The 14,044-nt window shown below is 74.5% G+C and carries 18 protein-coding genes; 10 read left to right on the top strand and 8 right to left on the bottom strand.

The window, feature by feature from the left end; translation table 11 throughout:
* Window positions 1–80 precede the first annotated feature (80 nt).
* Window positions 81–488 carry a helix-turn-helix domain-containing protein gene (locus ABD944_RS33700; protein WP_345183709.1) on the top strand — a complete coding sequence of 136 codons (408 nt, stop codon included), beginning with the start codon at window positions 81–83 and terminating at the stop codon, window positions 486–488.
* An 8-nt stretch (window positions 489–496) separates the two neighbouring features.
* On the opposite strand, the gene ABD944_RS33695 is transcribed toward ABD944_RS33700, so the two are convergent.
* Both ABD944_RS33695 and ABD944_RS33690 read right to left on the bottom strand, forming a co-directional pair.
* The gene (locus ABD944_RS33695; protein ID WP_345183703.1) at window positions 497–1,099 is read right to left on the bottom strand and encodes a ClpP family protease; all 603 of its coding nucleotides are present in this window, start codon (window positions 1,097–1,099) and stop codon (window positions 497–499) included.
* Window positions 1,096–1,725 carry a ClpP family protease gene (locus ABD944_RS33690; RefSeq protein ID WP_345183701.1) on the bottom strand — a complete coding sequence of 210 codons (630 nt, stop codon included), beginning with the start codon at window positions 1,723–1,725 and terminating at the stop codon, window positions 1,096–1,098. The genes ABD944_RS33695 and ABD944_RS33690 overlap by 4 nt, the downstream gene beginning before the upstream one ends.
* 215 nt (window positions 1,726–1,940) lie before the next feature.
* Between ABD944_RS33690 and ABD944_RS33685 the strand changes: the two genes are divergently transcribed.
* Entirely contained in the window at window positions 1,941–2,324 is a 384-nt protein-coding gene (locus ABD944_RS33685) for a hypothetical protein (RefSeq protein WP_345183699.1), read from the top strand.
* 47 nt (window positions 2,325–2,371) lie between these two features.
* On the opposite strand, the gene ABD944_RS33680 is transcribed toward ABD944_RS33685, so the two are convergent.
* The gene (locus ABD944_RS33680) at window positions 2,372–2,545 is read right to left on the bottom strand and encodes a hypothetical protein (protein ID WP_345183698.1); all 174 of its coding nucleotides are present in this window, start codon (window positions 2,543–2,545) and stop codon (window positions 2,372–2,374) included.
* Window positions 2,546–2,669: 124 nt separating this feature from the next.
* Window positions 2,670–3,635: a GlxA family transcriptional regulator gene (locus tag ABD944_RS33675; RefSeq protein ID WP_345183696.1), complete on the bottom strand. Its 966-nt coding sequence runs from the start codon at window positions 3,633–3,635 to the stop codon at window positions 2,670–2,672.
* Window positions 3,636–3,758: 123 nt separating this feature from the next.
* Here ABD944_RS33675 and ABD944_RS33670 point away from each other — a divergent pair, with 123 nt between their 5' ends.
* From ABD944_RS33670 to lexA, 3 genes are all read left to right on the top strand, one after another.
* Entirely contained in the window at window positions 3,759–4,184 is a 426-nt protein-coding gene (locus tag ABD944_RS33670) for an LPXTG cell wall anchor domain-containing protein (RefSeq protein ID WP_345183694.1), read from the top strand.
* 9 nt (window positions 4,185–4,193) lie between these two features.
* Window positions 4,194–4,859 (top strand): DJ-1/PfpI family protein, encoded by a 666-nt coding sequence (locus tag ABD944_RS33665; protein WP_345183692.1) that lies wholly within the window; start codon window positions 4,194–4,196, stop codon window positions 4,857–4,859.
* A gap of 82 nt (window positions 4,860–4,941) precedes the next feature.
* Window positions 4,942–5,604 carry a transcriptional repressor LexA gene (lexA, locus tag ABD944_RS33660; RefSeq protein ID WP_345183690.1) on the top strand — a complete coding sequence of 221 codons (663 nt, stop codon included), beginning with the start codon at window positions 4,942–4,944 and terminating at the stop codon, window positions 5,602–5,604.
* A 24-nt stretch (window positions 5,605–5,628) separates the two neighbouring features.
* On the opposite strand, the gene ABD944_RS33655 is transcribed toward lexA, so the two are convergent.
* Together ABD944_RS33655 and ABD944_RS33650 are read right to left on the bottom strand one after the other, a co-directional pair.
* A complete protein-coding gene (locus ABD944_RS33655) occupies window positions 5,629–6,168 on the bottom strand; it encodes a YciI family protein (RefSeq protein WP_345183688.1) in 540 nt (179 codons plus the stop codon).
* Window positions 6,169–6,193: 25 nt separating this feature from the next.
* The gene (locus tag ABD944_RS33650) at window positions 6,194–7,525 is read right to left on the bottom strand and encodes a cytochrome P450 (protein ID WP_345183686.1); all 1,332 of its coding nucleotides are present in this window, start codon (window positions 7,523–7,525) and stop codon (window positions 6,194–6,196) included.
* Between the two features lie 129 nt (window positions 7,526–7,654).
* Between ABD944_RS33650 and ABD944_RS33645 the strand changes: the two genes are divergently transcribed.
* Complete coding sequence (locus ABD944_RS33645) at window positions 7,655–8,443, top strand: SAM-dependent methyltransferase (RefSeq protein ID WP_345183824.1); 789 nt, start codon at window positions 7,655–7,657, stop codon at window positions 8,441–8,443.
* A 93-nt stretch (window positions 8,444–8,536) separates the two neighbouring features.
* Here the strand turns inward: ABD944_RS33645 and ABD944_RS33640 are convergent, their stop codons facing one another.
* Together ABD944_RS33640 and ABD944_RS33635 are read right to left on the bottom strand one after the other, a co-directional pair.
* On the bottom strand, window positions 8,537–9,382 hold the full coding sequence (locus tag ABD944_RS33640) for an LLM class F420-dependent oxidoreductase (RefSeq protein ID WP_345183684.1): 846 nt from the start codon (window positions 9,380–9,382) through the stop codon (window positions 8,537–8,539).
* Window positions 9,383–9,427: 45 nt separating this feature from the next.
* Window positions 9,428–10,339: a class I SAM-dependent methyltransferase gene (locus ABD944_RS33635; RefSeq protein WP_345183682.1), complete on the bottom strand. Its 912-nt coding sequence runs from the start codon at window positions 10,337–10,339 to the stop codon at window positions 9,428–9,430.
* A gap of 352 nt (window positions 10,340–10,691) precedes the next feature.
* Here ABD944_RS33635 and ABD944_RS33630 point away from each other — a divergent pair, with 352 nt between their 5' ends.
* The 4 genes from ABD944_RS33630 to ABD944_RS33615 all read left to right on the top strand — a co-directional run.
* Window positions 10,692–10,877 carry a CbtB domain-containing protein gene (locus ABD944_RS33630; RefSeq protein ID WP_179835852.1) on the top strand — a complete coding sequence of 62 codons (186 nt, stop codon included), beginning with the start codon at window positions 10,692–10,694 and terminating at the stop codon, window positions 10,875–10,877.
* Window positions 10,878–10,885: 8 nt separating this feature from the next.
* A complete protein-coding gene (locus tag ABD944_RS33625; protein WP_345183679.1) occupies window positions 10,886–11,683 on the top strand; it encodes a CbtA family protein in 798 nt (265 codons plus the stop codon).
* Between the two features lie 19 nt (window positions 11,684–11,702).
* The gene (locus tag ABD944_RS33620; protein WP_345183677.1) at window positions 11,703–12,239 is read left to right on the top strand and encodes a histidine phosphatase family protein; all 537 of its coding nucleotides are present in this window, start codon (window positions 11,703–11,705) and stop codon (window positions 12,237–12,239) included.
* On the top strand, window positions 12,236–14,044 hold a 1,809-nt coding region (locus ABD944_RS33615), incomplete at its 3' end, for a VWA domain-containing protein (protein ID WP_345183675.1). The genes ABD944_RS33620 and ABD944_RS33615, both read left to right, overlap by 4 nt.

The raw sequence follows: 14,044 nt of genomic DNA, 5'->3' as shown, positions 1-14,044 counted from the left end.
ATGACACCCGTCCCCGCCCGGCGGTTCTGCGGTGCGCGGAATCTCTGGGGCCCGCGGCACGGCCGATCTACGATGTGCGCATGGCCGAGACCGTGCGACCGCTCATGCCTGCCGACGACATGCCTGCCGACGACATGCCCGCCGACGACATGCCCGCCGACGAGGCGCCTCGCGAGCCGAGCGCGCCCCGTCCGGAGGAGCCGCTGTGGCGCGACGCGCTCGGCCAGTGCCTGAGGCGCCTGCGCCTCGAACGCGGCGAGATCCTCGTGGAGACCGCCCGCCGCGCCGGGGTGTCGCCGCAGTACCTCTCGGAGATGGAGCGCGGCGTCAAGGAGCCGTCCAGCGAGATGATCGCCGCCGTCGCCGGCGCGCTGGACGTGACGCTCGGCGACCTGACGCTCGCGATCGCGACGACCCTGCTGGCCGTGCCGGCCGGAAGGGCTCCGGCCGGCCCGACCTGCCAGGCCGCGTACGCCCTGGCGGCGTAGGCGGTCCGCTACGCGGGCATCGGCTGCCGCTCCTCGATCACGTGGTCGATGAGGCCGTAGTCCAGCGCCGTGTGCGCGGTGAACACGCGGTCGCGGTCGGTGTCGGCGCGCAGCGTCGCGATGTCCTGCCCGGTGTGCCGGGACAGGATGCTCTCGATGTCGGCGCGCACCCGGACGACCTCGTCCGCCTGGAGGATGAGGTCCGGGATCGCTCCGCGGCCCTGGCCCATCGGCTGGTGCAGGACGACGCGGGTGTGGGGCAGCGCCGCGCGCTTGCCGGGAGTGCCCGCGGCGAGGAGGACGGCGCCGACGGCGACCGCCTGCCCCACGCACGTCGTCGCCACCTGCGGGCGGATGTAGCGCAGCGTGTCGTACACGGCGAGCATCGCGCTCGGGTCTCCCCCCTCGCAGTTGATGTACAGCTGGATGTCGCGCTCGGGGCTGTCGGACTCCAGGTACAGCAGCTGCGCGACGAGCGCGTTCGCGACGCCCGCGTCGATGGCGGTGCCGAGGTAGATGATCCGCTCCGTCAGCAGGTGCGAGTAGACGTCCATGATGCGCTCGCCGCGGGGGTGCTGCGCGATGACGTTCGGGATCGTGTAGGTGCTCATCGTGCGGCTCCTCCGGACGGGGCGCCGAGCCCCACGGGTCGGTGTCGGGTCGGCATGACCTCGTCGAACGTGCTGACGATCGCGTCGACGAAGCCGTATTCGAGCGCTTCGCCCGCCGTGTACCAGCGGTCGTGCAGCGAGTCCTCGAAGACCCGCTCGATGGGCTGGCCGGTGTCCTCGGCGATGAGCCCGAGCACCGTGTCGCGGGTGTGGCGCAGGTCGTTCGCCTGCAGCTCGATGTCGACGGCGGCGCCCGCGATCCCGGCGGAGCCCTGGTGCATCAGCACGCGGGCGTGCGGCATGGCGCGGCGCTTCCCGGGCGTGCCGGACGACAGCAGGAACTGCCCGGCGCTGTAGGCGATGCCGAGCACCAGTGTGGACACGTCGCACGGGATGAGCCGCATGACGTCGCGGATCGCCAGCATCGACGGCACCGACCCGCCGGGGGAATGGATCCACAGCGCGATGTCGGTCGAGGCGTCCTCCCTCGCCAGGATCATCAGCTGCGTCGCCAGCAGCGTGCCGTTGTCGTCGTCCAGCGGGCCGTCGAGGACGAGGACGCGCTGCTGGTAGAGCTCGCGCCGCACTCGTTCGTTGAACAACGGGATTGCCTGTTCCTCGCTCATGCCCTTCACTCTGCGCCCGCCCGCGCACCGGTCGAAGCCTGTGCTGCTCTGGGCGGATCCGCCCAGAGCAGCGCGGCCCGCCCGGGTCCGCGCGCCGGGCGGCGTCTTTGCGCCCGCGAGGGCGTGTCGCCAGCTCAGAGCGGGTATCAGCAGTCCTCGGGACATGAGGCCGGGACGGACGCCGGGGGGAAGCGGTGCGCGAGGAGACCAGGGGCTTGGACGCCGAAACGGACGTCGAGCGGCGCGTCCAGCGCATCGGCACCGGCGCGAGCGACCGGCCCGGGATGCTGGAGACCGAGGCCGGGCCGGGCGGAGACGAGGCCGAGAGCGACGTGCGGGAGCGCGTCCGGCACCTCGGGACTGGCGGGCACGGCGCCGCAGGCGACCGCGCGCCGGAGGCGGCGGGCGAGCGGGCCCGAGCCGATGTCGAGCGGCGCGTCCGGGGTGTGGGGACGGGCGCGAGCCAGGCCGCCGGGACGCTCGGGTCGGATCCGGCGCCCGACACCGGCGGCGCCCGCAGGGACGTCGAGCGCCGCGTCCGGCACCTCGGGACGGGCGCGAGCGGCACCGCCGGGGACGCGACCCGAAGCGAGCGGTGAGCGTGGCGCCGCCGCCGGGCGTCCGGCCGGGGCGAGCCGCGCCGGGGTCAGGAGGAGTCGGACGCGGTGAGCGGGGAGCGGGCGGCCGGGGTGGGCGAGGTCGCCGCGGTGAAGGAGGCGTAGCGGGCGGCGGTGGAGGCCGGGAGCCCGCCCGCCTGGTCGCCGGCCGGGTCCTCGGATGCGCATGACTGGTCGCGGTGCGGCTGGTCTGAAAGTGGCATGTCTCGTCTCCCGAGGCGACCGAAGCAATCGGTCCGCTCGCTACCGCCCCGACCTCGATCTAAACATTCCCCTGGTGCCCGAGGTGCTCGATCGCGCGAAACCGCGGAAGCGAACCCGTCCGGCTCACCGGGTGGTGCTCTGCGTGGCGCGGTAGTGGGACGGGGAGACCCCGTACAGGCCGCGGAACGCCTGGCGCAGCGCCTCCTCGCTGCCGAAGCCGCAGCGGGCCGCGATGGTCTCCACGGTCAGCGCCGTGCCGGTCAGCAGGTGCGCCGCCGCCTCGCCGCGCGCCCGGCGCACGAACCGTCCCGGGGTCATGCCGAGCTCGGCCAGGAACAGGCGGGCCAGGTGGCGCTGGCTCACCCCCGCGCGGGCCGCCAGCGCCGCCGTCGACAGGTCCGCGGCCGGGTTCCCGGCGATGTGCGCGACGGCGTCCTGGACCAGCGAGTTGCGCGCCGAGGGCGCGGTGAACATGCTCATCTGCGCCTGGTTGCCGGGCCGCTGCAGGTACGTCACCAGCTGCCGCGACACGCTCCGGGCCAGGTCGGGGCTCACGTCGGCCTCGATGAACGACAGGGTGAGGTCCAGGGCCGCGGTCACACCGGCGGACGTGCAGACCTTCCCGTCGGAGACGAAGATCGGCCCGCTGTCGAAGTCGACGGCCGGGAACCGGCGCGCCAGGAAGTCGGCGTGCTCCCAGTGGGTCGACGCGCGCCGTCCGTCCAGGAGCCCGGCCGCGGCGAGGACCCCGGCGCCGGTGCACACCGACGCCACGCGGCGGGACTCCAGGCCGAGCCTGCGCACGTGGGCGACCAGCCGGCTGTCCTCCATCGCGTCGACGAAGCCGATGCCCCCCGACACCACCAGCGTGTCGAGCGGCCCGGCGGCGCGCTCCAGCGACCGCTGCGCCTGAAGCGTCAGACCCGTCCCGGTGTGGATCGGCCTGCCGCCCGGCGAGGCCAGGGAGACCTCGTAGACGCCGCGCCCGTTCAGGAAGTTGGCCACCTGGAGCGCCGAGACGACGCAGGCGATGTCCAGCAGTTCGGCCGCCGGGTAGCCCACCACGAGGACGCGACGCATTTCGTGCATGCCGCCACGGTATTGCGCGGGACGACACCTATCACCTATGTCCGATAGACGGCCACCCCAAGTTTTCGGACCTGCCCGCGTCCGGGACTGGCGGAGGGGCCCCGGCGCGCCGACAGTGGTGGCATGGCTACCACGTCCCGCGCCCTGGACCCCGATTCCGGGGCGGCCGCGCACCCGCGCACCGCCTGGCTGCGGCTCACCCTGCACTACGTCGAGATGGTGCTCGCGATGTTCGCCGGAATGCTCGTCTTCGGCGGCCTCCGGGCGCTTCTCGGGCTCACGGTCGCGTTCGACGCGCATCCGGGCGCCCACTACCTGCTCATGGCCACCGACATGGCGGTCGGCATGGCCGCCTGGATGCTGCTGCGCCGCCACGGCCGGGCCTGCACGCTGGAGATGTGCGCCGCGATGTACGTTCCGGCGGTGCTGGTCCCGCTCGTGTGGGCCGACGTCATGAGCGGGATGGCGTTCATGACGGCCGCGCACGTGCTGATGATGGTCGCGATGCTCGCCGTTCTGCTCCGGCGCCGCCGCGAGTACTGCCACTGAGCCGCCGCCATGACCACTCCCGAGATCACGGTCGTCGTCCCGCTGTACGACCGCTTCACCGCCCTGGACGTCGTCGGCCCTTACCAGATGCTGGCCCTCACCCCCGGCGTGCGGGTGGTGTTCGCCGCCGAGAAGGCCGGGCCGGTGCTCGACGACTGCCGCACCCTCCTGCTGACCGCCGTGGGGCTCGACGAGGCGCCGCGCCCGGACGTGGTGGTCGTCCCCGGCGGGCCCGGCACCGTGCACGTGCTCGATGGGGCCCTCCCCGCCTGGTTGCGCGAGGTCCATCCGACCACCCGCTGGACGACCTCGGTGTGCTCCGGTTCCCTCGTCCTCGGAGCGGCGGGCCTCATCGACGGGCTGCGCGCGACCACCCACTACCGGCACCTGGACAAGCTCCCCCTGTTCGGCGCCGTCCCGGCCCAGGAGCGCGTGGTGGTCGAGCGCGAGGCCCGCATCGTGACCGCAGCCGGCGTCTCCAGCGGGATCGACATGGCGCTGCGGCTGGTGGACTTCCTCACCGACACGCGCACCGCCCAGGCCGTCCAACTCTGGACGGAGTACGACCCGCGGCCTCCGTTCGACGCCGGCTCCCCGTCGCGCGCGCCCGCGGACGTCGTGGAACTGGCCGCCGAGTTCGAGACGGCGGCGCTGGAGGCCGCGATGCGCTCCTGAGAGCCGCCGCCGCGCGTCCCGGCCGCTCCGCCGCCGCGCGTCCGGCCGCTCCGCCGGCCGCCGCGCCCCTACAATTCCGTGGGTGACCGCCTACAGTGATCTCGACCCGTTCGGGGACCTGGACGCCTCCGCGCTGCCCCCGCGCCAGCAGCGGATCCTGGCCATGATCCGCGACTGGGCGGTCAGGTACGGGTACGCGCCGAGCACCCGCCAGATCGGCGACGCCGTGGGCCTGCGGTCGCCGTCGTCGGTGTCGCGGCACCTGGCGAGCCTGGAGGACAAGGGCTTCCTGCGGCGCGGCGACGCGGTGGCCCGGCCGATCGACGTGCGCGCGTTCCTGCGGGAGGGCCCGGCGCGGGAGCCCGGCGGCGGCCAGGTGCCCGTGCCCGTGGTCGGGGACATCGCCGCCGGCACGCCGATCCCGGCCGAGGAGCACGCCGACGACACCCTGCTGCTGCCCCGCGAGCTCACCGGGCGCGGCACCGTCTTCGGCCTGCGCGTGCGCGGCGACTCCATGGTCGACGCGGCGATCTGCGACGGCGACATCGTCGTGGTCCGCCGGCAGCCCGAGGCCCACTCGGGCCAGATCGTCGCCGCCATGATCGACGGCGAGGCCACCGTGAAGGTCTACCGGCGCCGCGACGGGCACGTCCTGCTCGAACCCCGCAACCCCGCCTACGACGCCATCGACGGCGACGAGGCCGCCGTCCTCGGCGTCGTCGTGTCGGTCCTGCGCAACGTCTGACCCCGCGGCCGCGGGCGGGCGAGGTCAGCGGCGTCCGCCGAACTCCCACTGGTGGACCTCGACGGCGGCGTAGCGGTCCGGGGTGAGGACGGCGCGGGCCGCGTCCGCGTCCGCGGCGCGGACCAGGGCGACCGTGCCGAGCCAGGCCTCGCCGTCGTCGGACAGCAGGGGGCCGTAGGCGATCAGGTCGTCGTCCGCCGGGACGTCGAGGTCGGCGCCCTCCCCCTCGCCCAGGCCGATGACGAGGAAGCGGTCGCCGCCGGTCCGGCCGCCCGGGAAGTCCCACATCGTGCGGCCCAGCGCGTTGCGCCACCGGCGCACCATGACGTCCCGGTACGCGCCCGCCTGGTAGTTCGGCTCGTCGAAGGCGAACGCGCGGGCGGCGGCGGGGTCGGGCAGGTCCACGATGTGGACGCTGCCGGTGGGGACCTCGCCGACGAAGGTGGGGCCCCGGGCGATCAGCTCCTTGTCGTACCGGTCCATGTAGGACCAGTGCTGCTCCCCCAGTTCCTCGCGGAGCCCGATCGAGCCTGCACGGTCACGGTGGTAGCAGAAGAACTCCATCCGGCTGTTCTACCACCCGCCGAGCTCAGGCGGTCTCGCGCGGGGTGACGGTCATGTGGATGTCCTCGGCGGCCCAGAGGACGAAGCGTTCGATGGGCTCCACCGTCTGGCCGGGCGCCAGGCGGAAGGCGAAGCGCTTGAGCAGGACGGCCAGGACGAGCTGGGCCTCGACCGTCGCGAGCGCGGCGCCCTCGCAGCTGCGCGGGCCGATCCCGAAGGGGATGTAGGCCAGGCGCGGGCGGCCCGCCGACGCCTCCGGAGCGAACCGGCCGGGGTCGAACCGCTGCGGGTCGGGCCAGTAGTCGGGGTTCGTGTGCACGGCCCAGAACGGGTAGAAGACGGTCGTCCCCGCCGGGACGGTGTACTCGCCGAGCACGATGTCCTCGGTGGCCTCCCGCGCGCCGTAGGGTCCCGGCGGGTACAGGCGCATGGTCTCCCTGAGCACCATGTCCAGGTAGGTCAGCCGCCTGAGGTCGCCGTACTCGGGGACGGACCGGTCGCCGAGCACGCGGTCCAGCTCCTCGGCGACGCGCTCGGCGGCGTCCGGGTGCCGGGCCAGCAGGTACAGCGTCCAGGAGATGGCGACGCCGGTGGTGTGGTGGGCGGCGAGCATCGTCATCAGGACCGTGTCGCGGATGCGCGCCGGGGACTCGCCCGCCTCCGCCAGCGCGGCGATCAGGTCGCTGCGCCCGGCCGGCGCCGTCCCGCCCTGCTCGCGGTGCGCGGTGAGCACCTGGTCGACGGTGGCGCGCAGGTAGGCCAGGGCCTCCTGGGCGCGGCTCCCCGGCCCGTCCCCGGCCTGCCCCATGTACTCGGTGAGGACGGTCTCGAACGCCGAGACGACCCGCGCGGCCGAGTCCGGGGACTCCAGGCCGCTGCCGAGCGCGTACTGGCAGATCATGCGCAGCGACAGCTCGCTCAGGTCCCGCTGGAGCGCGACGGGGCCGTCGTGCGCCTCCCACCGGTCGGCCAGCTCGGCGGCGAGCGCGGTGAAGCGGGCGAAGTGCGCCTCGTGGGAGGGGCGCCCGGCCAGCACCGACAGCATGACCCGGCGCCAGGGGCCGTGCTCGTCGGCCGGGATCGTCTGCAGGTTGCCCGACTCCTGGAGGGGCGCCAGGAACTCGAACAGCTTCTCCGGCCGCTTGTTGATCTTCGCGGTGGCCTCCAGCAGCACCGGGTCGGCCACCGACACCGCCATCCCCGCGCCGGGCAGGGGGAACCGCACCACCGGCCCGTACTCGGCGTGCAGCCTCAGCTGGTACTCGTGCAGCCCGCCGGCTTCCGCGATGGCCGCCGCGCCGTCGTCCCGCGCGGGGGGACCGGGGATCGGCGATGGGGTTCCGGCGTCGCTTCGCATTTCGCGTCCTCCGCGTCGGCATCGTCGTTTCGGTTGTTTCCGAGTTGATCGCAATGCTTACATGTCCCGGGTAACTTCGCGACATTTCCCAGACCGGAGGTCGCGTCGCCGCGAACCGGGGAGAGGACGCTGGACACCGTCGATCCGCACACGCCGAACGTCCCGCGGATGTACGACTACCTTCTGGGCGGAAAGGACAACTACGCCGCGGACCGGGAGGCCGTGGAGGAGGTCGTCAAGCACGCTCCCGACACCCCCTTCATGGCGCGCCAGAACCGCGCGTTCCTGCGGCGCGCGGTCCGCTTCCTCGCCGAGTCCGGGATCCGGCAGTTCATCGACATCGGCTCGGGTCTGCCCACCCAGGGCAACGTGCACGAGATCGCCCACCAGGTCGCGCCGGACTCCCACGTCGTCTACGTCGACGTCGAGCCGGTCGTGCTGGTCCACGGGCGGGCGCTGCTGGCGGGTACACCCGGAGTGACCGTCATCCAGGGCGACGCCCGCCGTCCGGACGAGATCCTGGCGAACCCCGCGCTGAAGGGGCTCATCGACTTCGACCAGCCGGTCGCCGTGCTGATGCTGGCCGTACTGCACTTCATCGGCGACGGCGACGACCCGCCCGGGATCGTGGCGCGGCTCCGCGAGGCGATGGCACCCGGCAGCCACCTGGCGGTGTCGCACGTGACCGGCGACTTCGACGCCGACAGGAGGGTCCGGCACGCGGGCGCCGTGTACGAGCGGGCCACGTACCAGATCACCCTGCGCAGCCACGCGGAGGTCACGCGCCTGTTCGACGGTTTCGAGCTCGTGGAGCCCGGCCTCACCACCCTGTCGATGTGGCGCCCCGACGCGGGCACGGTCGTGCCGCCCCGCGCGGACCGCCAATGGTGCTATGCGGGAGTCGGCCGAAAGCTCTGAACGGCACGGTCGCGCCATTGTCTCCGGCATTTCGGACGAGTCAGACAAAACACATTAAAGGCCCTCGCGAATGCACCGCGCGGCCCGGCCGCGTCACAGGCCGAGGCGGGCGGCGTGGCGGGCCAGGAAGGCGACCACCTCGTCGGCGGGCCGGTCCGGCAGCCCCCACATGATCTCGGTGACCCCGGCCTCCTCCCAGGCGGCGACGTCCTCGGGCGAGGGGCGTGCCGCGGCCAGGACGCAGACCTCCGGCCGGCCCGCGCGCCCCGCGTCCGCCCAGGCCGCGTGCAGGGCGGCGACCTTGGGGAGGATGTCGCGCTCGGTCGGGGTGGTCATCCAGCCGTCGGCGTGGGCGGCGATCCACGCGAGCGTCTTCGGTCCGCCGCCCGCGCCGATCAGCAGCGGGACGTGCGGCTGGACCGGCTTGGGCCACGCCCAGGACGGCCCGAAGGAGACGAACTCCCCCGCGTAGGAGGCCTGCTCCTGCGTCCAGAGCGCCCGCATCGCCTCCACGTACTCGCGCAGCACCGTCCGCCGCCGGTCGGCGGGCACGTTGTGGTCGGCGAGCTCGTCGGTGTTCCAGCCGAACCCCGCGCCGATGGTGACCCGGCCGCCCGACAGGTGGTCGAGCGAGGCGACGGTCTTGGCGAGCGTGATCGGGTCCGACTCCACCGGTAGCGCGACGGCCGTCGCGAGCCGGATCCGCGAGGTGACGGTGACCGCGGACGCCAGCGCGACCCAGGGGTCGAGCGTCCGCGTGTAGCGGTCGTCGGGCAGTGTCTCGTCGCCCGTCCCGGGGTGCGCGGCGTCGCGCCGGACCGGGATGTGGGTGTGCTCGGGCACGTAGAAGGTGTGGAACCCGTTCTCCTCGGCGGCCTGCGCGGCGGCGGCGGGCGTGATGCCCCGGTCACTGGTGAAGAGCACGATGCCGTGTCGCATGGCGCCGATACTAGAACGCGTTCTATCGACGTGCCGAGGGCGGGGCTAGGGCCGGCGGCCGCCGCGCAGGGCGCGCGGGAGGGCGGTGGCCGCCCGCCCCAGCCTGAAGCTGACCGAGCCGCGGACGGCCTCCAGCTCGCCGCGCGCGCGGGCCAGCCTGTCCTCCGCCTTGGCGAGCCGCTTCTCCGCCCGCGCGAGCCGCTCCTTCAGCCGGCCGGCCTCGTTCGGCGGGCGCGTCGCCCCCATGCCCTTGACGCGGACGAGCCGGCGCCCGGCGACCTGCTGGACCTCGTGCCAGGCGTCGTCCCGCGCCGCCAGCCAGTCCAGGAGGTCATCCTGGACCGCGTCGGCGTCGCCCCAGGTGCCGTAGAGCTTCTGCGTGGTGACGCAGATCGGGCGCAGGCCGTCGGTGGCCACCGACTCCCACACCGCGGCGGAGACCCCGGGAGTGTGCTCGGACCGGTAGTCGTCGCAGACGATGAGGCCCCCGGCCGGGAGCAGCACGTGCGCGGCGCGGATGTCGGCCTGCACGTGCTCGTACAGGTGGGACGCGTCCACGTGCACGAAGCGGCAGGTCTCCGGCTGGACGTGGTCCAGGATCAGCGAGGTCGGGCCCTGGACGATCTCCGGGAGCCGGTCGTGGAAGGCGCGGTAGTTCGACTCGAACGCCCGGCGGGTCAGGGTGGAGTAGGAGCCCCGCATCTCCGCCTGGTTGGAGTCGTCGGGGGCGTCGGTGTCGAACAGGTCGCACACGGTGAAGGTCTCGCCCTCCCGCAGGTGGCGGCCCATCAGGATGGCGCTCTTGCCGAGGTAGGAGCCGAGCTCCACCAGGTCGCCGCGCTGGCCGAGCCTCTCCTGGCGTTCCAGGAACCAGGTGAAGAGCAGCTGGTCGATCTTCGGGAACCACCCCTTGACGTCGTCGAGGGAGGAGGGCGGGCCGGTCTCTTGGGTGGTCACGTGGGGAGCTCCAACGTCGGTCGTTCTCGGGGCGGCGGGGGACGGGGACGGGGGACGGGGGACGAAAATCGCCATGATAGGTGAGTCGCTCTTCATGGCAACAAAGCCGGATTTCGGCCCCTTGCTGGCCGTGTATCCGGTTCAACGGGCGAGGCGGGGGCGGGGCCGCGCTGTTGACAGGGCGATCGGCGGGCCCGTACGGTTCGGCTGATTCACGGTTGCCCGAGGGAAATCCGGTGAGATGCCGGTGCGGACGCGCCACTGTATCCGGGACGACGATCCCGGGAGCCAGGTCGCTCGGGTGATCGCGACCTCATTGTCCGGGACGCGCAAGATCCCCTACGGAGGCTCCGTGAGCACGCTGTCGGCTCGCCACATCCCCCTTTCCCACCTCGTTCCCTGGCTGCTCGCGGTGCCCGCGCTGCTGCTCCTCGGCTACCTCGTCCTGATGGACAACGGCGCCGTGTCGCAGACCGGCGGCTACCTCCACGAGCTGATGCACGACGGGCGGCACCTGCTCGGCGTGCCCTGCCACTAGACCGCCGCGTGGTACGCACCCTGCTGGTCAGGGGCCTTCTTCTGGGCCTGCTGGCCGGTCTCGTCGCGGGCGCCTTCGCCTTCGCGGTCGGCGAACCCCGCATCGACGAAGCGATCGCCCTGGAGAAGGCCGCCGCCGTGCACGAGCACGGCGCGGCCGCCGAGCCCGAGTCCGCGCCACGCGGGCACGTGGCAGCACACGGGCACGAGTCCGGAACACACGAACAGGAGTCCGGAACACACGAGCACGGCGAGGAGGTGGGCCGGGGCACGCAGAAGGCCGGGCTCTTCCTCGCCACGGGTCTCTACGGCCTCGCGGTGGGCGGCGTGTTCGCGCTCGCCTTCGCGGGGCTGCGGGGGCGCGTCGGGCCGCGCTCGGACGCCGCGCTGGCGCTCGCCGCGGCCGGGACGGCCTTCGCCGCCGTCATCGTCGTGCCGTTCCTGAAGTATCCGGCGAACCCGCCCGCGGTGGGCGACCCGGAGACGATCAACACCCGCACCCTGCTGTACCTGGCGATGATCGGGGTCGGGCTGCTCTCCACCGCCATCGCGGTGACCACGGCGCGCGGCGTGCGCGGCGGGCCGTGGGCGCGCTGGCCGGCGGCCGTCCTCGCGTTCGTCGTCCCGGTGGCGGTGGCGTCGGTGCTGCTGCCGACCGTGGACGAGGTGCCGGACGGGTTCCCCGCCACGCTGCTGTGGCAGTTCCGCATCACCTCGCTCGGGACGCAGCTGGTGTTCTGGGCGTGCTTCGGGACCCTGTTCGGGTGGTTCTGCGACCGGGCCGCCCGGGCCCCGGCGCCGGCGTGAGCGGGCCGCCCTGACCGGCGTGCTGTTCGTCCGGCACGCGACGTCGGCGGGGATGCGGCAGGCCCGCTTCCCCGCCGACCCCGCCGCGGACCCGTCCGGCCTGGCGAGGGCGAGGGCCCTGGCCGGGGCGCTGCCGGACGGGGCGGTGTGGACGTCGCCCGCCCGCGCCGCCCGGGAGACCTGCGCCGCGCTCGGCCTCGACGCCCGCCCCGTCGCGGCGCTCGCCGAGGCCGACCACGGCTCCTGGGCGGGGCTCCGCCTCGCGGACGCCGATCCGGACGCGCTGCCCGCCTGGCTGACCGGCCCGGACGCCGCGCCCCACGGCGGCGAGAGCCGGTCCGCGCTCGCGGCGCGGGTCGCGGCGTGGCTCGGCGGCCGCCCGCCCGGCGTCGCCGTCTGCGACGCGGGCGTGATCCGGGCGGCCCTCGCCCACGCGCTCGGCGCCGGCGTCCTCGCGGCCGACCGGATCGACCTCGCGCCGCTGTCCACCACGAGGCTCACCGCCGCCGGGAGCGGCTGGCGGGTCGCCCATGTCAACCGGAAGGTCCAGGTGTGAACACCGCCTACCCGTTCAGCGCCGTCGTCGGGCTGGACGATCTGAAGCTGGCGCTGCTGCTCAACGCCGTCTCGCCGCGGGTCGGGGGCGTGCTGGTGCGCGGTGAGAAGGGCACCGCCAAGTCGACGATCGTCCGGGCCCTGGCCGCGCAGCTCCCCGCCGTGGACACGGTGCCTGGCTGCCGGTTCGCCTGCGACCCGGCGGCGCCCGACCCGTCCTGCCCGGACGGCCCCCACGAGCCGGGCGGCCCGTCCGAGCGGCGGCCGTCCGCGCTGGTGGAGCTGCCGGTGGGCGCCTCGGAGGACCGGCTCGCGGGGTCGCTGGACGTCGAGCGGGCCCTGACCGAGGGCGTCAAGGCCTTCGAGCCGGGGCTGCTCGCGGCGGCGCACCGCGGCGTCCTGTACGTGGACGAGGTGAACCTCCTGCACGACCATCTGGTCGACCTCCTGCTGGACGCCGCCGCGCTCGGCACCTGCTACGTGGAGCGCGAGTCGGTGTCGGTGCGGCACGCGGCCCGGTTCCTGCTGGTCGGGACGATGAACCCGGAGGAGGGCGAGCTGCGTCCCCAGCTCCTCGACCGCTTCGGGCTGACGGTCGAGGTGCGGGCGTCGCGGGATCCTAAGGAGCGGGCCGAGGTCGTGCGGCGGCGGCTGGCGTTCGAGGCGGACCCCGCCGCGTTCGCCGCGCGCTGGGCGGACGCCGAGGCGGAGCTGGCGGAGCGCATCTCGGCCGCGCGGGACAGGCTCGCCGGGGTCCGGCTGCCGGACGAGCGGCTGGAGCAGATCGCGGCAGTGTGCGCGGGCTTCGAGGTCGACGGCCTGCGCGCCGACCTGGTCACGGCCAACGCCGCGCTCGCGCACGCCGCCTGGCACGGCCGAGGCGCGGTGGCCGACGAGGACGTGCGCGCGGCGGCCCGCCTGTCGCTGCCGCACCGGCGCCGCCGCGACCCGTTCGACGCCCCCGGACTGGACGAGGCGCTGCTCGACGAGCTGCTCGACCGCACGTCCCCCGACGATCCTCCCCCGGACGGCGGAGGGGGCGGCCGGCCCCCGTCCCCGCCGCAGGACGGAGCGCCGCAGGACCCTGCCACGTCCCAGGACGCGAGCCCCGAGCGGAACGCGGGCTCGTCGCACGACGCGGGTCCGTCGCAGGACGCGGCCCCCGAACGGAACACGGGTTCGGAGCAGAACACGGCCCCGTCAGAGGACGCGGGCCTGTCGCAGAACGCGGGCCCGGCGCAGGACGCGGGTTCGTCCCAGGACGAGCGGTCCGCCGGCGGGGGCGGGGAGCGGGTCGCGGCGGTCGCCGCGCCGCACGCCGTGCCACTGCTGGAGGTTCCGGGCGTCGGCGAGGGCACCGCGGGACGGCGGTCGCGATCGCGGACGGTGCGGGGCCGGGTCACCGGGGCGCGGCGCCCGGCCGCGAAGGTCCGCGACCCCCACGTGGTGGCGACGCTGCTGGCCGCCGCGCCGCGGCAGCGGGCGCGCGGCCGGTCCGGCGCCGGCCTCGTGCTGCGCCCGGACGATCTGCGGGAGGCGGTCCGCGAGGGCCGCGAGGGGAACCTGGTGCTGTTCGTCGTGGACGCCAGCGGCTCGATGGCCGCCCGCCGCCGCATGACGACGGTGAAGACGGCCGTCCTCAGCCTGCTGCTGGACGCCTACCAGCGCCGCGACAAGGTCGGCCTGGTCACCTTCCGGGGGCGCACCGCCGAGCTCGTGCTGCCGCCGACGTCGTCGGTCGAGGCGGGCGCGGCGCGGCTGCGGGCCCTGCCGACCGGGGGCCGCACGCCGCTGGCCGCCGGGCTC

The organism is Actinomadura verrucosospora, assembly GCF_039540335.1.
GTDB classification, from domain to species: domain Bacteria; phylum Actinomycetota; class Actinomycetes; order Streptosporangiales; family Streptosporangiaceae; genus Spirillospora; species Spirillospora verrucosospora.
Note: the sequence above shows the minus strand (reverse complement) of the source record. Positions and strands in the feature narration are given on the sequence as shown.